The sequence below is a fragment of the Hymenobacter sp. HSC-4F20 genome, assembly GCF_019599275.1.
In the GTDB taxonomy this organism is placed as follows: Bacteria; Bacteroidota; Bacteroidia; order Cytophagales; family Hymenobacteraceae; genus Hymenobacter.
Genome location: NZ_JAHZTD010000001.1, coordinates 837,591 through 857,448 on the forward strand (window position 1 = coordinate 837,591; position 19,858 = coordinate 857,448).

A 19,858-nucleotide genomic window follows, 5' to 3' on the forward strand; every position below is an offset into this window, starting at 1 on the left:
ATCGGCGGGTTTTTCAGCGGAGGAATTCACCAACCGCTTTACGGAAAAGGGGGCGGGAAAGCTGTTTTCCGGGCTCTGCTTCGTGAGGCCACCGGCCTAGCGGCCGAAGCCAGCCTGTAGGAGTCGGTGCCCCGCTGCGGCGGGCAGTTGCTGCCCGTGCTCATCGAAGATTCCCTGCTGCTGAAGCCAGGCTGCAAATTCGGGGGCAGGGCGCAGGCCCAGGGTACGGCGCAGGTAGAGGGCATCATGAAAAGAGGTCGACTGGTAGCCCAGCATGATGTCGTCGGCACCCGGAACGCCCATAATGTAGGTGCAGCCCGCCACCCCCAGCAGCGTTAGCAACGTGTCCATGTCGTCCTCGTCGGCTTCGGCGTGGTTGGTGTAGCACACGTCTACACCCATGGGCAGGCCCAGGAGCTTGCCGCAGAAATGGTCTTCCAGCCCGGCCCGAATGATTTGTTTGCCGTCGTAGAGGTACTCGGGCCCGATGAAGCCAACCACGGAATTGACGAGCAGGGGCTTAAAGTGCCGGGCTACGGCGTAGGCCCGGGCCTCGCAGGTTTGCTGGTCGAGGCCGTGGTGGGCACCGGCGCTCAGGGCGCTACCCTGGCCGGTTTCAAAGTACATGACGTTCTGCCCCACGGTGCCGCGGTGTAGGCTCAGGGTAGCCTCGTAGGCTTCCTGCAGCAGCGCCAGCTTTACGCCGAAGCTGGCATTGGTGCCCTCCGTGCCGGCTATGGACTGAAACGTGAGGTCTACCGGCGCGCCTTGCTCAATAAGCTGCAGCGTGGTGGTGACGTGGCTGAGCACGCAGGTTTGGGTTGGAATCTGGTGCTGCTCGCGCACGGTGTCCAGCATTTCCAGCAGGTTGCGGACCACGCCGGGGTGGTCGGTGGCCGGGTTGATGCCCAGCACAGCGTCGCCGCTGCCATAGAGCAGACCATCCACTAGGCTGGCGGCAACGCCGCGGGCGTCGTCGGTGGGGTGGTTGGGCTGGAGGCGCGTGGCCAGGTGGCCGCGCAGCCCCAGGGTGTTGCGGAAGCGGGTTACTACCTCGCACTGGCGGGCCACGGCAATCAGCTCCTGGTTGCGCAGCAGCTTACTCACGGCCGCAACCATTTCCGGCGTCAGGCCCGCAGCGAGTTGCTGCAGCGCCAGCGTATCGGCTGCTTCGGAGAGAAGCCAGTCGCGTAGCTGGCCCACGGTAAAGTGGCGGATGGGGGCAAAGGCCGCGGCATCGTGGGTGTCGAGAATGAGGCGGGTTACTTCGTCCTGCTCGTACGGAATAAGAGCTTCGTTGAGAAATTGACGCAGCGGTACGTCGGCCAGGGCCAGCTGGGCCGCTACCCGCTCCTCGTAGGTTTCGGCCGCCACTCCGGCCAGCACGTCGCCGGAACGCAGGGGCGAGGCTTTGGCCAGCAGGGTTTTCAGGTCGGGAAACGTATACACCCGCTGGCGAATGGTGTGCTGGTAGGACATACGGCGGCAAGAAGGAGTGAGTAACTGACTGACGATAAAGACCTGTATTCCTGGCTGCTTGCCCGCTGATGGTGGGTGTAGGCTGGGCGGCTCCATCGTTCAGGCAGGAAAACCCGCTGCGCCTTGCTACAACAGTTCTGTCGGAGCCAGCAGCGCATCGGTGGGCAGTGGCTGGCGGTGGCGGCCCAGCAGTACGTATACGCCCAGGGTTACCCCTAGTAGGGCAAAAAACAGCACGCTCAGCCACCAGTTGTAATAGATGATGGCAGCCAGGCTGACCAAGGTCAGTACCAAGGCAATCAGCGGAAAGTAGGGATAGAACGGGGCCGTGAACGGCCGCTCCAGATGGGGCTCCTTGCGCCGCAGGGCAAAGAGGCTAAGCAAACTCATAGCGTACATCACCACGGCCCCCAGCACCGACAGGATAATCACCTGGGCCGTGGTGCCCGTGAGCAGCGCCCCGGCGCCCACTACGCCGCCGGCCACCAGGGACCAGTGCGGCGTGCGGAAACGTGGGTTTAGCTGGGCCAGAAAGCCGGGCAGGTAGCCACTACGGGCCAGGGCAAACACCTGCCGGGAGTAGCCAATGATAGTGCCGTGAAATGAAGCAATCAGCCCAAACAGCCCGATGCTGGCAAAAAACTGCGTCCAGCGGCTCTGGCGGCCCAGCACCATGCCCAAGGCTTCGGGCAGGGGATAGTCGATGGAACTAAGCCGGCGCCAGTCGCCGAGGCCTCCCGTAAGCACCATTACGCCCAGGGCCAGTACTACGAGTGTGCCCAGGCCGCAGAGGTAGCCCTTGGGAATAGTGCGCCGGGGGTCTTGCACTTCCTCCGCCACCATGGCTACGCCTTCAATGGCCAGGTAAAACCAGATGGCAAACGGCAGGGCCGCGAAAATGCCCGCCGCCCCGACCGGCATGGGGTGAGCCAGAAAGTTGCCGGCCTTGAAGTGCGGCGCTACCAGGCTCATATACACCAGTAGCTCGGCCACCGCCAGCAGGGTCACCACCAAGGAAAACCGCGCCGACTCCTTGATGCCCAGCAGGTTGATGCCAATGAACACCACGTAGCAGCTTAGCGCCGTGCCCAGCACCGGCACTACGGGGTACAGAAAGTGGGCGTAGCTGCCCAGGGCCGCGGCAATGGCCGGCGGGGCAAACAGAAACTCCACCAGCGTGGCGTAGCCCGCCACCAACCCGCCCAGCGGCCCGAAAGCCCGGTAGGAATAGGCAAACGGCCCACCCGCGTGCGGAATGGCCGCTGTCAGCTCGGTGAAGCTGAAAATGAAGGTAACGTACAGAACCGTAATCAGCGAAGTGGCCACCAGGAACCCCACCGGCCCGGCCACCGCCCAGCCGTAGTTCCACCCAAAGTACTCGCCTGAAATAACCAGGCCCACGGCAATAGCCCACAGCTGCAGGGGCGTAAGTGCTTTCTGGAGGGTAGGCGCAGGGAGGGAGTCAGGTAGCATAGGCAGCCGGGAATAGTCCTGGTGCCTAATGTAGCAGATGCCTGCTGTAAACCAGCTCGTTAGGGCGAAATAGCGGCGGCCTGGTTTTAAGCCCGCTCTCACTGCCGGGCCGGATCTGGCTGGGCGGCTGTTTAATCGGCATCGGGGCCGGCGCCGGATTCCTGGCCGGTGGGGTGAGCCTGCAGGGCGGCCTTGTGCTGGCGCCAGTCGGGCATGAACTGGTCCATCAAGCCCCAGAAACGGGCGTTGTGCAGGCGCTCGTGCAAATGCACCAGCTCGTGCACTACTACGTACTCCAGACAGCCCACGGGCTTTTTGGCCAGCTCCAGACTCAGCCAGATGCGCCGGGCCTGGATGTTGCACGTGCCCCAGCGGGTTTTCATCTGCTTCACGCCCCAGGCCTCCGCCCGGGCCCCCACAATGGGTTCCCAATGGGCCAGCAAAGCCGGAATCTGCTCTTTTAGGTGAGCCCGGTACCAGGCAGCAAGCACCTTGGCCCGGTCGGTGAGGGTGCTGTCTTCGCGCACGAACAAGTGGATATATTCCTCCGTTTGCTTTACGCAGGGCCGGCCTGTGGTGGCGTGCACGCGCAATTGATAAGGCCGGCCCTGGTAATAGTGGGTCTCACCGGAGCAGTACGCCAGGGTGGGGGCGTGAGGCTGGGCGGCAAACCGGGCCTGGTGCCTATGAATCCAGGCCTGGCGGGAAAGCACGAATTCCCGGATAGTTTCATCGGGCAGGCGCAGAGGCGCGGCCACGCGTACCCGGCCCACCGGTGGGTACACAGTTACGCGCATGGTGCGGATGGACTTGCGCACCACCTCCACGGCTAGGTCACCAATCTGTACAGTTTTATTCATGAGTAACGCCGATGGGCCCGGTCCGGACGGCCCAATATAGCGGCAAGTTACGCAAGCTGCTGTAGCCCACACGCAGATTTCGACGGCATTATCAGCGGGCAGCCTCTGCCGTAGCCCGGCCAACATCCTGGTTTGGAGCAAGGATAAGGATAGCGCTGCCCCAGACCAGGATGTCGGCTTTGAAAAACGGCTTAGGCGCCTTCCGGTGAGCCGCCGAGGTTTTCCAGCTCGGCCATATCTTCCAGGGTGAGGGCCAGGGAAGCGGCCTGCACGTTTTCTTCCAAGTGCTTTACCTTGGAGGTGCCCGGGATTAGCAGGATGTTGGGGGAGCGGTGCAGCAGCCAGCTCAGGGCCACCTGTTGCTTGCTGGCGTTATACTTCTGCCCGATTTTGGTCAGCTTGCTCAGGGCCTCTTCATTGCCGCCGGCCAGCGGATACCACGGAATAAAGGCCATGCCGTTTTTCTCGCAGAAGTTCAGCTCGGCCTCCCACTTGCGGTTGTCTACGCTGTACATGTTCTGCACCGACACCACTTTCACGTATTGCTGGGCCTGCTGAATCTGCTCCACGGTTACCTCCGAGAGGCCGATGTGCTTCACCAGGCCTTCCTCCTGCACCTGTTGCAGAAACTCCAGGGTTTGCTCAAACGGCACTTCGGGGTCAACGCGGTGCAGCTGGTAGAGGTCAATCTTATCCAGTTTGAGGCGCTGCAGACTGCCTTCCAGGGCTTCGCGCAGGTGCTTGGGGCTGGCGTCAATGGGCCATTGGTTGGGGCCGGTGCGCAGCAGCCCGCCCTTGGTGCCAATAATCAGCCCCGCCTTGTAGGGGTGCAGGGCCTCGGCAATTAGCTCCTCCGATACGTTGGGGCCGTAGCTGTCGGCGGTGTCAATGAAGGTGATGCCCAGCTCCACGGCCCGCTGCAGCACCCGGATGGCTTCGTCGTGGTCCTGGGGTGGTCCCCAGATGCCGTCGCCGGTGATACGCATGGCGCCGTAGCCCATGCGGTTGATGGTCAAATCGCCGCCCAGGCGGAAGGTAGTGGCAGGAGAAGGGGAAGTAGCCATGAGAAAGGTGGTTGGTGGTGGACGCAGGAAATACGCGGGGCAGGCCGCCGGTGTTGAGCCCTTCTCCAGATTCTGTTAGCCCACCGTTCACCTGAAAGAGCCCTGTAGTTCAGCTTGCTAGGAAGGCTAACTCCTCTGTTTCAACACGGGGTAGTACCCGTACCTGCGCTTATTTTTCGTGTGCTACCGGGGCGCAGATAACTGTAGCCGCTCTAGGGCTCGGGCCAACTCAGCGTCCTGGCCCAGCCGGATGTTTTGCCGAGTAGGCGTAACCAAAATGTCTGGCGCAATGCCCTTGCCCTGATACCCTACTCCCCGATGCATAACCCGCCGCCCCGTCCAGCTGAGCAGGTAGGCACGGCCCACGGCCGCAAAGTTCATTTCCCCATTTGTGCCGCCGGTAGGCTGACCCACCAAAAGCCCCAGGTGGTGACGGCGCACCAGCTCCGCAATGGTTTCGCCGTAACTGTAGGTGTGGGGGCCCACCAAGAAGGCCTTTGGAGCCGGGAGGAGCGGCAGCTGCGGCGCCTGGGCCCGGGCGGTAGCTCCGCGAAAAGCGGCATGGTAGAAATTGGGTTGCCGAAGCACGGGGGTAGCCGTGCTGTCGGGCAGAAGGGGCTGAGGGGAGAAGTGGGGTAGTATCCGCAGCAAATCGTAGGTAGGACGCTGGCGGATATCCACTACCAAAGCCCGCGCCGCCTGCAGTTGGGGCAAGGCCCGTCGGAAATCGGCGTAGCGCAGGCGGTTGGCGTCCAGGTAAAAGCAGCCGGGTGCTACCTCCTGTACCGGCGGCAACTGATTGTACAGGCTGCCCTGCACCGTTTTGAAAGCGAGGGAATAAGAATACGAAGCCCCTGAGCTGTCCTGCAGGGTTAGGTTCGCGGTGGACGCTGTAGCTGCCAGTTCAGATAGCAGGGCTTCGGTGGCTACTTGCCGGGCTACGGCGGGGCTGGTGGCCGGAATGGTACCCTCAAGTTCCGTCAGAAGCTCAGCTACGGGGCGGCCATTAACTTGTGTTACCACCGTGCCCGGTGCCAACGCCGGCCGCAGCCGTTGGGGCGACTGGCACACTACCACTTGCCCTTCGACCCAGGCTAGCTGCAGGGCCCAAGGCGGTGGTACAATGGAGAGGCCGGTGCGGGTTTTGGGGCTCATGCGCACATGGCGGTCGGGCAAGCGGGCCAGTAGAACCCGGCACGCCTGCAAAAGCTCTGCTTGGGTAGTCGTGTTAGCGGCTTGTTGCAACGCCAGGGCTAGGGCGGCCTCCCACTGCGCCTCGGTCAGCACCTCGCGGTAGGTGTAGAAGTGCTGAATAATGTTCCAGGTGAGCATCACAGTAGCCAGCCGGTGGGAGGACTCGGATGGCATAAGCCGCCGGACCCGGCGCGCCTGTTGGCGCTGCAGCGGCTGCCGGTGTTGGGTTTGGGTCAGTACGAGGGGTAGCACCAGGCGCACAGAATCGGTGAGGGCGGCTACGTACTGGTGCTGACCATCGGGAAATAGGCTGTCCACCACCGCTTTTGGTTCCTGCCTAATAGCACTGGCGTAGGGCAAACCGGCCAGCCGCATCATCACCCGCACTACTGGCAGGCCGGTTTTATCGAGTCCTAACCCGTGGTGTTCCCAGAAATAGTAAGCAGGGGTCGCCGGTAGGGGCGCCGCCGGAACCGGGGCGGCTGCGGGCGCTACCTGGATGCGTACCTCTGGAGCCAGGGGCCGAATCAGGCTGTCGAGGGTACGGGCCAGGGCGGCAGCGGTAGGGGCCCGGCGTACGGCCGGGATACTGCGCACCAGCACGGTTTCCCAGCTCAGGCGGGCCGTGTGGCGGTTGGGGTAGAAGTATTTCACGTCGCCCACTAGCTTGGTTAGGGTCGTGAGGTTGCGGGTTTCGCGGGGCGAGAGGGGTAGCGGGGACGGAGCCGCGGCGGCCACAAGAGGCGCCAGCGCCAGCAGCAGGCAGATAAAGCGTAGCAAAAATAAACCGGGGTAGTGATGCTCCGAAAAGAGTAACACTACCCCGGTAAGGTTGCAATAACGGCGCAGATGCTCAGGCGTAGCCCTGCTGTTTTCCGGCTTTCGTCAGCAGACGAGGCCGCTCGTTGCGCAGTAGACTATAGTAACTACCGTTGAGGCTCCGCTGCCGGTGCGGGCGTCCAGCCGCCACCCAGGCCCCGGTAGAGGTCGATGAGCAGGAGGAACTGCTGGCGGCGGGTGTTGGTCAGGTTCAGCTCGGCGTCCAGTACGCTGCGCTGGGCGGTTACTACCTCCAGATAGGAGGCGTAGTTGGCCTTATACAGGTCATCGGACACGCTGACGGCCTTGTTCAAGGCTTCGACTTCCTGCTGCTGCAGCTCAAACATGCGCTGGTAGTTGCCAATGCCGCGCAGACTGGTGCTCACTTCCTCGAAGCCGGTTTGCACCGCTTTCTGGTAGTCGTTGTAGGCAATCTGCTGCTCGGCGGCCGAGCGGCGCAGGTCGGCTTTGAGGCCGTTGCGGTTGAGCAGGGGGGCGCTCAGGCCGGCCAGCAGCCCGTAGGCGAGGGAGCCGGGGGAGTTAAACAGCACGGAGGCACGGTAGGCATTCACGCCGATAAAGGGCGTGAGCGTGAGCGACGGCAGGAAGGCCGCGCGGGCGGCCGATACATCGGCGCGGGCTGCTACTAGCTCCAACTCGGCCTGCTGCACATCGGGGCGGCGCAGGAGCATGCTGGCGGGCAGGCCTGCCTGCACCTGGGTGGGCAGAGGCTGCTGCAAGATGGGCAGGCCCCGGGCAATGCGCTGGGGGTAGCGGCCGAGCAGACGGTTCAGCTCGTTTTCGGAGGCGGCAATGCGCTGCTGGGCCTCGGCTTCCAGGCTGCGGGTGCGCAGTAGCTGAGCCGTGAACTGCTGCACCGCTAGCTCGTTGGCCCGTCCGGCCTGCTTCTGCACCTTTACAATTTCCAGGGCCCGCTCCTGCAGGCGCTGGTTTTTGCCCAGCACCGCCAGCTCGTTATCCAGCCCCAGCAGATTAAAATACAGCCGCGCTACCTCGGCCACTAGGGCCGTTTCTACCAGGTGCCGACCTTTCTCAGAGGCCAGCACCCGCAGGTAAGCGGCCTGCCGACGCTGGCGCAGCTTGCCCCAGAGGTCCAGTTCCCAGGAGCTGCGCAGGCCCAGAAAGAAATCGGGGGTAGGGTTGGGGATGCGCTGCCTACCCTCAATATTGGGCGAAAGGTTGGTGTCGTAGTTGCCGATGCCATTGAGGGTGTAGTCACCGAACTTCTCTACGCCGGCGCTGGCTACCCCATTTACAGTCGGCAGCAGGGCCCCGCGCTGCACCTGCAGGTTGGCCCGCGCAATTTCAATACGCTGAATAGCCGTGCGCAAATCGGGGTTGGCTTGCAGAGCCGTATCAATGAGCCCCACCAGGTTTCGGTCCCCGAAAAACTGCCGCCAGGGCTGATCGGCCAAGGGGGTAGAATCAGTGGTAGCGGCGGTGGCTGGGAAAGTTGCCGGCATGGTGGCCGCCGCGGGCTGCACGGTGGGCGCCGCTACCCGGCAGCTAACCGCCAGGGTCAGCGCGGCCAAGGCGGGGAGTAGGCGATGGGCGAGGGGGCGTATCGAAGTTGGTAAGGTCATGGGAAGGCGGGTGCATCGTGCAGGTTCCCAGGGTTGAAACCCTGGGCTACGTAGCGGTTATGGGTGGTAGCTTTCACTCCATAGCCCAGGGTTTCAACCCTGGGAGCCACGTTCTTTAGGCGTGGGCGGGTTCCAGGGTTTCGGTGGGTTCGGCGAGCTGCTTGCGCTTCTTTTCCTTCTTATCCCGGCCTGAAAACAGCACGTAGAGGCCCGGAATCAGAATCACGCCGAACAGGGTGCCGATGAACATGCCGCCCGCCGCGGCCGTGCCGATGGAGCGGTTGCCCAGGGCACCGGCCCCGGTAGCAATGGTCAGGGGAATCAGGCCGGCAATGAAGGCGAAAGAGGTCATCAGGATGGGGCGCAGACGGGAGTAGCCGCCCTGCACGGCCGCTTCCAGGGCCGAGAGGCCTTCTTTGCGCTTGAGCACCGCAAACTCAATGATTAAGATGGCGTTTTTGCCCAGCAGACCAATGAGCATTACCAAGGAAACCTGGGCGTAGATGTTGTTTTCCAGGCCCAGCAGCTTCAGGAACAGGAAGGCGCCGAAGATGCCGGTGGGCAGGCTTAGGATAACCGGCAGGGGTAGCAGGAAGCTTTCGTACTGAGCTGCCAGCAGCAGGTACACGAACAAAAGCACCACGGCAAACACGTAGATGGCCTGGTCGCCGCTCAGAATTTGCTCCCGGGTCATGCCGCTCCACTCGTAGCTGTAGCCGCGGGGCAGCTCCTTGGCCGCTACCTCCTCAATGGTCTTAATCACGTCGCCCGACGAGAAACCGGGGGCCACGTCGCCGTTGAGCATGGCCGAGGTGTACATGTTGTAGCGGGTGAGCTGCTCGGGGCCGTACACGCGCTCCAGCCGCACGAAGCTGGAGTAGGGCACCATCTCGTTCCGGTCGTTTTTTACGTACATCTTTAGCACGTCCTCGGGGCTGGTGCGGTAGCCGGGCGCGGCCTGCACCATCACCTTGTACATCTGCCCGAAGCGGATGAAGTTGGAGGCGTAGAACGAGCCCATCAGGGTTTGCAGGGTACTCATGGCCTTGTCCACGGTCACGCCCTTTTTGGCCGCCTGGTCCTGATCGACGTGGATGAGGTACTGGGGGAAGCTGGCGTCGAAGCCGGTGAAGGCCCCGCCCACGGCCGGGGTGTTGGTGAGGGCTGTGATGAATTCGTTGGCTACCTTGGCGGTGGCGGGCAGGTCGCCGCGGCCGGTTTTGTCTAGTAGGCGCAGCTCGAAGCCGCTGGAGTTACCGAAGCCCGGCACCGTAGGCGGTGGGAAGAACTGAATGTCGGCGTCGTGGATGTGCTTGGTTTGCTCGTTGAGTTGAGCAATCAGGTCGGTTACCGATTCCTGGCGGGCATCCCAGGCCTTGAGGTTAATCATGCCCATGCCGTAGGAGGCACCCGCTACCTCGTTCATCAGGCTGTAACCCGCCAGCGTCGAAACCGATTCCACCGGGCCCAACTTGGCCGCTACCTTCTGGATTTCGTCGAGCACTTTCTCGGTGCGCTCCACGGTAGCGCCGGGCGGGGTGGTCACGTTCACGTAAATCATGCCCTGGTCTTCGGTCGGGATGAAGCCGGCGGGCAGGATGGAGTTCACGCCCCAGGTAGCTAAGCAGAAGCCGACGAGCAAGCCAATGGTGATGATGCGGCGGTTAGCCACCGTGCGCACCAGCCACTGGTAGCGGGTAGCCAGGGCCTCGTAGCGGCGGTTGAAGCCGGCAAAAAACCGGTCCAGCAGCCCTTGCTTTTTGGTTTCGCCGTGCGCTACCGGCTTGAGCAGCAGGGCACACAGGGCCGGCGTCAGCGTCAGGGCATTCACGCCCGAAATGACGATGGAAATAGCCAGCGTGAGCGAGAACTGGCGGTAGAACACGCCCACCGGGCCTTCCATGAACGACACCGGCACGAACACCGCCGACATCACCAGGGTAATGGCCACAATGGCGCCCCCAATTTCCGACATGGCTTCCAGGGTAGCGTCCATAGCGGAAAGGTGTTTCTCGTGCATTTTGGCGTGCACGGCCTCCACCACCACAATGGCGTTATCGACCACAATGCCAATGGCCAGCACCAGCGCAAACAGCGTGAGCAGGTTGATGGAGAAGCCCAGCAGCTGCATGAAGAACAGCGTACCAATGAGGGCCACCGGCACCGCCAGGGCCGGAATGAGGGTAGAGCGCCAGTCCTGTAGGAATAGGTACACCACCACGAACACTAGCAGGAAGGCCTCTACCAGCGTGCGCAACACCTCATGAATGGAGGCATCGAGGAAGCGCGACACGTCGTAGGCCACGTTATAGGTCATGCCGGGCGGGAAGGACGTTTGCTTCAGCTCGGCCATACGCTCCTTCACCTGCTTGATTACATCGGAAGCGTTGGAGCCCGGGCGCTGCTTGAGCATGATGGCCGCCGAGGGCTTGCCGTCAATCTTGGATACCATGCCGTAGCTGAGCACGTCGAACTTCACCTGGGCCACGTCCTTGAGGCGCAGCACCGAGCCATCGGGGTTGGCACGAAGTACAATATCCTCGTACTGCTTGGGCTCGAAGAGCTTGCCGGTGTAGCGCAGCACGTACTGCAGCATCTGGGCGTCCTGGCCCGAGCTTTCCCCCGATTTACCCGGCGCGGCCTCCACGTTCTGGGCCCGGATGGCCTCCACCACTTCCTCGGCCGACACGTTGTAGGCCACCATGCGGTCGGGCTGCAGCCATACGCGCATAGAGTACTCGCGCTGACCCATGATTTCGGCAAAGCCTACCCCATTAATGCGCTTCAACTCTTGCAGCACGTTGATGTCGGCGAAGTTGTAGATGAACTTCTCGCTGACCTTCGGGTCTTCGCTCATCACGTTGAGGTAGAGCAGCATGCTGTTCACCTCCTTCTCGGTGCTCACCCCCGCCCGAATAACCTCTTCCGGCAGCTCATCAATGATGGTTTGCACCCGGTTTTGCACGTTCACGGCCGCCAGGTCGGGGTCGGTGCCTACCTGGAAAAACACGGTAATCACCGTCAGGCCGCTGTTGCTGCTCACCGACGACATGTAGGTCATGCCCGGCACCCCGTTGATGGCGCGCTCCAGGGGCGTAGCCACGGCCTTGGCGCACACCTCGGCGTTGGCGCCGGTGTAGCGGGCCGTTACCGTCACCGAGGGCGGCACGATATCCGGGAACTGGGTGATGGGCAGCGAGAACAACGCCAGCCCACCCAGGAAGGTGATAAACAGGGAAATCACCAGCGAGAGAACCGGCCGGCGAATGAAGAGTGCAAGCATAGGTTGGGAGGTATCGGGAGGGTAGGAAGGGGTAGGGAAGGACTGAGGCTAAGCTTAGAAGTAGCTCCCTTCCTCAGATGAGGAGGGGCTGGGGGTGGTTGATGACCGTATGGCTAGTCTTTAGCTCTAGCTCACCTCATCTCTAGCGGAGATTAGCTTCAATTGTCGTTCTGGGGTTTCAACCACCCTCGACCCCTCCTCATCTGAGGAGGGGAGCTAGTTCTAAGCCGAGCTTCTAGGCTTAGATAAAGACGTCCACCTACCTCGCTTCTTCAATCAAATCGTCCATGGCCACGGGTTGGGGCTTGATGATGGCACCATCGCGCAGGTCTTGGACGCCTTCGTAGACAATGTTGTCGCCGGGTTGAAGGCCGGTTTTCACCACGTAGAAGTCGGAGAGGCGGGTTTGGGGCTGGAAGGCGTGCTGCTTCACGCGGCCTTGCTTATCGACCATGAACACGTAGTTCTTGTCCTGAATCTCGAACACCGATTTCTGAGGTACCAGCACGGCATCTTCCACCGTGTTACTCAGGCGCACCTTGCCGCTGGCCCCGTGGCGCAAGAGCTGCTGGGGGTTATCGAAGCGGGCCCGGAAGGCAATGGAGCCGGTGTTGGCCTGGAACTGGCTTTCCACGGTTTCTACCTTGCCCTTCACCGGGTAGATGGAGCCATCGGCGAGCAGCAGGTGGGCCACGTTGGTACTCCGGGCCGAGTCGCGCTTGCTTTTCTTGACATATTCCAAGTACTCGGCCTCCGACACGTTGAAGTAGGCAAACACCTCGTCGATGTCCGAGACGGTAGTAAGTAGGGTGCCATCCTCAATCACGCTGCCCATTTTTAGCGGAATCCGGTTGATGACGCCATCAAACGGGGCGCGCACCAGGGTGTAGGATAGCATCAGGGCGGCGTTGGCAGCGGTGGAGCGGGCCTGCTGAATGTCGGCCTGGGCGGCGTGGTACTTGGCCTGGGCTACCTCCAGCTCCGTCTTGGAAATGATGTTTTTGTCAGTCAGCAGCTTTACCCGTTCCAGTTCCAGGCGAGCTACCCGGGCGGCGGCCTCGGCGCTGCTCAGGGCCGCTTTGGCGCGACTCAGGCGGCTTTTGTACTCCGTGTCATTGATGCGGAACAAGGGCTGGCCTTTGCGCACGGCCTGCCCCTCATCCACGTAAATCTGCTCCAGAAACCCTTCCAGCCGCGCCCGGATTTCCACGTTCTGCACCGCCTGAATGTCGGCCACGTAATCGTGGGTCAGGATGGTGTCGCGGGCCGTGAGTTGGGTAATGGGTAGGGTAGGCGGGGCCTCTGCTTTGGTGGTTTCGGCCTGGGTAGTGGCGCCGCAGCCGGCCAGGGCAGCCGAGGCCAGCGGAAGCAGAAGCCAGCAGAAGGGTTTCAGGAGGGAAGAAGGCATAGGAAGGTGCTGAGGAAAAGACACAGGTAGAGAGCTTATCCGGCAAAACTCACTTGCCGGTATTAGAGCGACGTGAGGCTGAGATTAGAAAAGATTAAAAGCGGAATATTTATACAAAGGCAGTGCGGCAGGCATCTTCGCCCCGGCGGCAGGCTTCGGTGCACACCCGGTGGTAGTCGGTGGCAAACTGCGTGCACTCGTTGGCGCAGGCCCGGCACAGCTCGGCGCACTCCCGCAGAATGTAGATAGTGTGCTCAGCCTCGCGGGCCACAAAAGCGGCAGCCAGTCGGCACAAATCGGCGCAGTCGCGGCTGAGCTGAAGGCTGCGAAGTTGGTTGGGGGTAGCAGAGAAGTCGGCGAAACCTAAAGCAGCGCAGTTATCACAGGCAGCGGCGCAAGCCGCCAGGGCATTCAGGACGTGTTGTTGGCGAGGAAGCATGGAAAGGGTTGAAAACAGAAAAGCCGCTTAGTAGCGGCTGGGCAGCCCCGGTTAGGGGCCACTGGAGGCAGAAACGGCAGATAAGGTGTCGGCAGTAACGGGGTGGCCCGCCTGGCATTCAGCCAGCGCGCGGCGCACCTGCTGGAGCTCTACTTCGGTTACTAGCTCGGGCAGTTGCGCATCCAGCTCGTATTCGGCAGGGTATTCCGGGCCCTGAAACAGCAGATACAGGTTCAGGGCCGTAGACAGCAGCAACGTAACTAGCAGCAACCCCAGTAATAAGCGGTTGCGCGAAGCAGCAGTAGGTACGGGTGGTAGTCCAGCCATGGCGCAAAACAGGCCCGGCGAGATTAAAACCGTATGAGAAAGGAATTAGAAGATGTTAAGCCGGAGCATGGCACGGCATCGCGCCTCGCCATACCATGGTCATCTCACCATTTCATCACTTTCCTATTCTGCGGCGGGTAGCTGCACGGTAGCGGTAGTGCCTTTTCCTACCTCAGAAGTCAGCTCAATCTTACCGCCATGCAGGAGCACAATTTTGCGCGTCATGGGCAGGCCAATGCCGTAGCCGGGGGCTGTGGTGTCGGTGCCGGCCCGGTAGAGCGGCTCGTAAATGCGCTCCAGCTCGTGGGGCTCCATGCCAATGCCGGTATCAGTTACGCGCACCTGAATAGTGTGCGCGGACAGATAGCCGAGCTCCACCTGCACCCCGTCGCGGGAGTATTTGCAGGCGTTGTCCAGCAGGTTCAGCAGGGCCGTGGTGAGTAGTTGGGCGTTGCCGTGCACCATAAACATATCCTCTACCTCGGGCGGGAGCAGGCCAAATTGCTGCTGTAGGTGGCGGGTAGGGTAGCGGGTCTGGCACGAAGCTATGGCCTGGGTCAGGCACTCATCCAGGCGCACCGGGTCGCGGCGCAGAGAGGCATCGGTTACTTTCGCCAGGCTGAGCAGGCCATTGGTCAGCTCAATGAGCTTCTTGATTTCCTCGGTAGCCGAACTGATGCTGCGCTTGGCCTCTGTCAGGTCCGTATCGTAGGCGTAGGCGGTTTCCAAGGTGCCCAGCACCGAGGCCAGGGGCGTGCGCAACTCATGGGAGGCGTTGCTCAGAAAGCTTTTTTGCGACTCAAAGGCCTGCTCCACGCCGCCCAGCATCTGGTTGAAGGTGCGGGCCAGTTGAGCAATTTCGTCGGTGCCGTTACCCTCGTCTACCCGTGCGCTCAGACGGGAGGCAGTAATGCGTTCCACCTGGCTGATAACGCGCGAAATGGGCTTCAATGACTCATCAGCAAAGTACCAGCCGGCCAGAATGATGAGCACCAGCGCCCCCAGGTTGGCCGCCAGCAGAATCAGGCGTAGCTTCTCGAGCTGCCGATGCCCAAAATCGTCGTGGCCCGAAGCAAAAATCCAGTACGGCTGCCCATTGCGCTCATAGTACAGCCCAACGGTTTCAAGGGGGCCATCCGTAAACCGCACCGGGCGGTTAGGTTGAATCTGGCTGAGGTATTGCGAGTTCAGCTTCTGGCTGAGGTTGTCGGCGCTGGTATAGAGCAGGTGCTGGCCAGGACCGTAAATGCTGATTTGCTCGCCTGGCACCGTGAACAGGTCGCGGCGGTGCATGGTACGCAGCAGCTCGTTATTGAGACTGTCGCGCCGCACCAGCACGCGAGCCGTCATGGTGGCCTTTCCGGCCAGGCGGTTGATAAAGCGCTGCTCCCGGGTGGTAGCGTGGAAGTAGTAGATAAAGATGGAAAAGCACAGCTGAATGCCCACTACCAGCAGGGTAAAGCGCAGTATCAGCTTGTTGCGAATGAGCATGCGAGTGAAGGGTAAATTTGTAGAGTTGTGAATAACGAGTTTATAAAACGTCTGTCATCCTGAGCAGAGCGAAGGACCTCTCCCGCTTCGCATGGGTAGTAATTATCCTCGGGAGAGGTCCTTCGCTCTGCTCAGGATGACAGGATGGAGGAGTGCAATTTCACCACTCCACTACTTGTCAGGTTCACCACCGCCTACCCCTCGCGCAGCACGTACCCCATGCCCACTACTGTATGAATCAGCTTGGTATCGTAGCCTTTGTCGAGCTTCTTGCGCAGGTAGCTCACGTACACGTCGATGACGTTGGTGTTGGTATCGAAGTTGAGCTCCCAGACCTTCTCGGCAATATCCACGCGGGAAATAATTTTGCCTCGGTTCAGCAGCAGGTATTCCAATAGGGCGTATTCCTTGGTAGTTAAGTCGATGCGCTGGCCGGCGCGGGTTACGGTTTTAGAGTCGAGGTTAAGCTCCAGGTCGGCAATACGGAGTACCTGCTTCACGGCTGCCCCCTCAGCGTGGCGGCGGGTGAGCACCCGCGCCCGCAGCAGCAGCTCCTTAAACTCGAAGGGCTTCACGAGGTAGTCGTCAGCGCCGGCCTCAAAGCCGGTTACCTTATCGTCGAGGCTGTCGAGGGCGGTGAGCAGCAGCACCGGAACGTGAGCATCCTGGGCCCGAATCAGGCGGCACAGCTCGAAGCCGTTGACGTAGGGCAGGTTCACGTCGAGAATGGCCAAATCGTAGCGCTGCTGTTGAGCCAAAGACTGACCCATGCGCCCGTCGTAGGCCACTTCAATTTCGTAGCCCTCGTTCTCAAAGCCTTTTTTCACGAAGGAGGCCAGCTTGGGCTCGTCCTCCACTAGAAGTATTTTCATGCAGGGTGCAAGGTAAGAGGTAGCCGCACGAAGCGGAAACCTGCCAAAAGCTGCTCCCAGTACTTCGCACTGCTACCCCCATCTTACGCATAAAAGCGTGGGGCTGCTGAATCCCTGTTACCGGTTTCAGCAGCCCCACGCTTTTTAAGCACTTACTCAGTGAATTACTCGAACTGCGCCAGCGAAGCTACGTGGTCCTTGCTGCCGTCGGTGACCCAAGCATCGAGTTGGACGGGGTCCTTCATCTGTTGGCCGCGGCTGCGGGGCACTACCAGGTAGCCGCAAGGCACGTCCGGCAGGGCCGACATGTCACTCCAGAGCTTTTCAATCTGCGCGACAGGGTAGATGTCTTCCTGGCCATGGCCCCAGCGGTATTTTACGTCCTTGATGGTCACGTAGGTAGGGATGCGCTGGGCCACGCTGCGCACGGCACGGGCCAGCTGGGCTTCGTCGCCCTGTTGCAAATCCTGGCGGGTCAGACCGAAGAGTTGGAGTAGGGCATCCACCTGAATCCAGGTGGTCATGGTGTTGTAGTAGCTCAGGCCTAGCTCGTCTTCCTCGTGGGGTTGGGCCAGGCCTTCGAGCAGGCGCACCTGCCCGTTCACGCGGGCTAGTCCGCCTCCGCGGTCCTCAATGCGGCGCGGTATCACCTCGAAGGTCAGCACGTTGCGCGAGGCCAGGTGGTAGCCCAGAGCCGCCGCGTGCACGTCGGCGCCCAGCGTGTCGATGTTATGGAGCATGATGGTTTCCACCTGGGGCTGCTCGCGCAGGAGCTGGGCCAGGGTGCCATTCCGTAGCAGGTTCGATACCTCGTACCAGTGGCCCAGGGGCGAGAAGCGCTGGGCGGCGATGTTGTCGACGTAGTCGGTGCCTTCGCCCTTGCCTTTGGCCCAGGCAATCATGCTACCCCGCACCGCGTCGCGAACCTTCTGCTTGTTTTCGTCGAGGGTTTCCTGGGGCATTTCCTCCCACATAAAGCGCAAATCGCGCTCCGTGGGCACAAACCGCTGCCCGATGCTGCGGCCCGCCGAGAGGTACACCGGCCCCAAGTAGCCAAAGTTGCCGGTGGCGGCTAGTTGCTTGCGAATAGGCTCGTGGGTGAGGTAGCTGGTGGCCACCAGGTGCGGAATGACCGCCCTGTACTGCTCGGCCACGCGGCGGGTTTTGGCCAGGTGAATTTCCAGGAAGCTGCGGTGCACGCCGGCCATTTCCACGAAGGGGTTTAGGGCTTTGATGACGCCCGCGCCCTTGGTCCAGCGGCTGCCTACCCCCGCGGCCAGGCTCAGCACAGCCACCTTGCCCGCCCGGATGGCGGCGGCGCCGGTTTCGGCGTAGTCGGCCAGGGCCTCAAACTGCACGATGTCCTGGGGCTGCACGTCCTCGATGGTGGTTTCGGCAGAAAGGCGGTTGCGCGAAAGGCCGATGCGGCCCTTCTGCAGCTCCTCCCGGATGTCTTCGTGCTGAATGTAGTCGAAGCCGTTTTCCTTTTTAATCTGCTCGGCCTTCTCGTTTTCCGTGCTGCGGTTGCCCTGGGCCGTGGGGTCCGAGACCTTGAACAGGTTGCTGACAATGGTGCGCAGCAGGGGGTAGGCCAGGTTGTTTTGCTCGCAGTAGGTCGTGAAAAAGTCGATTTCGGCCCGCCGGATGTAGGAAATGGTTTCCGGCTCCTGTTTTACCAGCTGCGAGACGTGAATGGCGTAGTACTGCTCCGGCATCAGGGCCTCGGCGCCCTGGTGGAGGCTGCCCCAGGAGCCGCGCTGGTTGATGCTCCAATTGTAGACCACCGGCTCCATGGCAAAGGGTAGGGCCGCCGACAGCTCCTGTTTGGTCTGGCGCAGCAACTCCAGCACGCGCAGCTTGTAGTCTTCGTAGCGCGCGGGGTTCACGAACATGCCCATGCCACCTCCCGACATGCCGCCGAGCATCAGGAAGCCGTAATAATCGGCCCCGAACTCCTTCTTCGCCTTGGCAATGAGCTGCTCCGTGAAGTAGGTAGAAGCCCAGGGAATAATGGTTTTGATGGGCCCCTCGAAGTTGCGGGCCGTGTTAGCGCCCAGCTTCTGAATATCACCCTCCCGAATAGCGGCCAGGATGTTGTCGAATACCTCGTTGGTTTGCTGACGGGCGGCCCATTCCTGCTCGCCGCGGAGCAGGTATTTCTCCGTTACCATCTCCAGGATGGGTCCCACGTTGGAGGCCATGCCGCCGTGCATGAGCACCAGGGAGTTCATGATTTTCTCCCCGATTTCGGGGTGCACTTCCTCACCCTCCAGCACCCGGTGGCGGGGTAGCAGCGTGCCCCGACTGATATCATACTCAGGGTCGCCGGGCTGGGCAAACGTGCCCTGAATGGCCTTGATGCCCGGCCACACGCCGCCGGAATCCTGCCAGCCGCCGCCCGAGCCGCCAATCCACTCGCCCAGAATAGCCCGCGAAGCCACCAGGCGCCGCTCGCTCTCGTCGAGGCCGCCGGTAAGCTGCCGGGTCTGGCCCGTCGCACGCATCAGCAGGCTGATAATAGAGCCCAGCAGGTTCGTAGAAACGGCAAAGCGCGAGCCTTTCGGAATGTCGTTGACCTTGGTTACCAGCTCGATGCCCATGCCCGGGGCCACCATGCGGGCCAGAATATCGGGCAGGCTCTGGTTGGTACCTTCAAAGGAGGGCGGAATCAGGCCCGAGGCAATAACGCCGGCCTTTACCAGGCTCAGGTAGTCGTTGCCGAAGTTGAACAGGTCGGCCAGGTCGTGCACGTCCTTGGTCGTGTTCAGGTCGATGCTGGTCAGGCGCAGCACCGGGTCCGGAATCACGCGCACGTAGGCGTGCAGGGGTGGCAGAATTTCCTTATCGCGCCCGAATACGCCCAGGTCGATGGACAGGTTGACTACCCGCGCGCCTTCGGGGTAGTCCATGCCCAGGAAGAAAATATCCGACCAGCCGCTGTGCGTCAGGTCCATGCGCACGGAGGTACTCTCGTGTAGGATGGGGTAGAACAGGCTGCCTTCCTGGCGCTGCAGCAGCTGCGGATGAATGCGAATCGGGTGCTCTTCCTGGTGGCCGACGCGGAACATCCACTGGTTGCCCTTGCTGGAGCGCACGCTCTTGCGCACCTGGTCGGCCAGAATCTGGAAGGAAAGGTGGTGGTAGCTTTCGGCCAGGGCACTGAACAGGGTGGCATTCGGTCCGTGCGCGTCCAGCTCCCGCAGAAAGGTGCTGATGGCGTGCTCAAAGCGGCGGCCCAGCAAATCCTCGAAGCCCGCGTAGGGAATCTTGCCAACGGGCGCAATTTCATTGGATTCCTGCAGGAAAAACCGGAAGCCGGCGTACAGGAACAAGATGGCCCGCACCTTGTCGTAGAGGTTGGGGGTAGCTTTCCGGAACTCGTCCAGCTCCCGCAAATGGCGCAGCAACTCCCGTGCCGGCAGCCCGCGGCTCAGTTCGTAAAACGAGCGGTTGCGCGCCGCCGGGTCCGGGGAGGTGATGGTATCTATGAATGCATTCATGCAGATGCGTACGATCTTATAAAGTAGGCGCTACGGTAGGAGCAG

The 19,858-nt window shown here is 61.5% G+C and carries 13 protein-coding genes; all 13 read right to left on the bottom strand.

Annotated elements, in window-relative coordinates:
• Positions 1–96: 96 nt before the first annotated feature.
• A complete protein-coding gene (locus tag K3G63_RS03580) occupies positions 97–1,479 on the bottom strand; it encodes an ethanolamine ammonia-lyase subunit EutB (RefSeq protein WP_220612712.1) in 1,383 nt (460 codons plus the stop codon).
• Positions 1,480–1,605: 126 nt separating this feature from the next.
• A complete protein-coding gene (eat, locus tag K3G63_RS03585; protein WP_220612713.1) occupies positions 1,606–2,952 on the bottom strand; it encodes an ethanolamine permease in 1,347 nt (448 codons plus the stop codon).
• 131 nt (positions 2,953–3,083) lie between these two features.
• On the bottom strand, positions 3,084–3,812 hold the full coding sequence (locus K3G63_RS03590) for a M48 family metallopeptidase (RefSeq protein ID WP_220612714.1): 729 nt from the start codon (positions 3,810–3,812) through the stop codon (positions 3,084–3,086).
• A gap of 191 nt (positions 3,813–4,003) precedes the next feature.
• Positions 4,004–4,876: an aldo/keto reductase gene (locus tag K3G63_RS03595; protein WP_220612715.1), complete on the bottom strand. Its 873-nt coding sequence runs from the start codon at positions 4,874–4,876 to the stop codon at positions 4,004–4,006.
• 183 nt (positions 4,877–5,059) lie between these two features.
• The gene (locus K3G63_RS03600) at positions 5,060–6,850 is read right to left on the bottom strand and encodes a S41 family peptidase (protein ID WP_220612716.1); all 1,791 of its coding nucleotides are present in this window, start codon (positions 6,848–6,850) and stop codon (positions 5,060–5,062) included.
• 146 nt (positions 6,851–6,996) lie between these two features.
• Positions 6,997–8,493: an efflux transporter outer membrane subunit gene (locus tag K3G63_RS03605; protein ID WP_220612717.1), complete on the bottom strand. Its 1,497-nt coding sequence runs from the start codon at positions 8,491–8,493 to the stop codon at positions 6,997–6,999.
• Between the two features lie 115 nt (positions 8,494–8,608).
• Complete coding sequence (locus K3G63_RS03610; protein ID WP_220612718.1) at positions 8,609–11,776, bottom strand: efflux RND transporter permease subunit; 3,168 nt, start codon at positions 11,774–11,776, stop codon at positions 8,609–8,611.
• Between the two features lie 259 nt (positions 11,777–12,035).
• Positions 12,036–13,184 (bottom strand): efflux RND transporter periplasmic adaptor subunit, encoded by a 1,149-nt coding sequence (locus tag K3G63_RS03615; protein WP_220612719.1) that lies wholly within the window; start codon positions 13,182–13,184, stop codon positions 12,036–12,038.
• A 109-nt stretch (positions 13,185–13,293) separates the two neighbouring features.
• On the bottom strand, positions 13,294–13,623 hold the full coding sequence (locus K3G63_RS03620; protein WP_220612720.1) for a four-helix bundle copper-binding protein: 330 nt from the start codon (positions 13,621–13,623) through the stop codon (positions 13,294–13,296).
• 51 nt (positions 13,624–13,674) lie between these two features.
• On the bottom strand, positions 13,675–13,950 hold the full coding sequence (locus K3G63_RS03625) for a hypothetical protein (protein WP_220612721.1): 276 nt from the start codon (positions 13,948–13,950) through the stop codon (positions 13,675–13,677).
• A 123-nt stretch (positions 13,951–14,073) separates the two neighbouring features.
• Positions 14,074–15,441, bottom strand: a complete 1,368-nt coding sequence (locus K3G63_RS03630; RefSeq protein WP_220612722.1) for a HAMP domain-containing sensor histidine kinase — start codon at positions 15,439–15,441, stop codon at positions 14,074–14,076.
• 194 nt (positions 15,442–15,635) lie between these two features.
• Positions 15,636–16,313 carry a response regulator transcription factor gene (locus K3G63_RS03635; RefSeq protein ID WP_110979406.1) on the bottom strand — a complete coding sequence of 226 codons (678 nt, stop codon included), beginning with the start codon at positions 16,311–16,313 and terminating at the stop codon, positions 15,636–15,638.
• Positions 16,314–16,477: 164 nt separating this feature from the next.
• Positions 16,478–19,813, bottom strand: coding sequence for a UTP--glucose-1-phosphate uridylyltransferase (locus K3G63_RS03640; protein WP_220612723.1), 3,336 nt, complete (start codon positions 19,811–19,813; stop codon positions 16,478–16,480).
• Between the last annotated feature and the right edge of the window lie 45 nt (positions 19,814–19,858).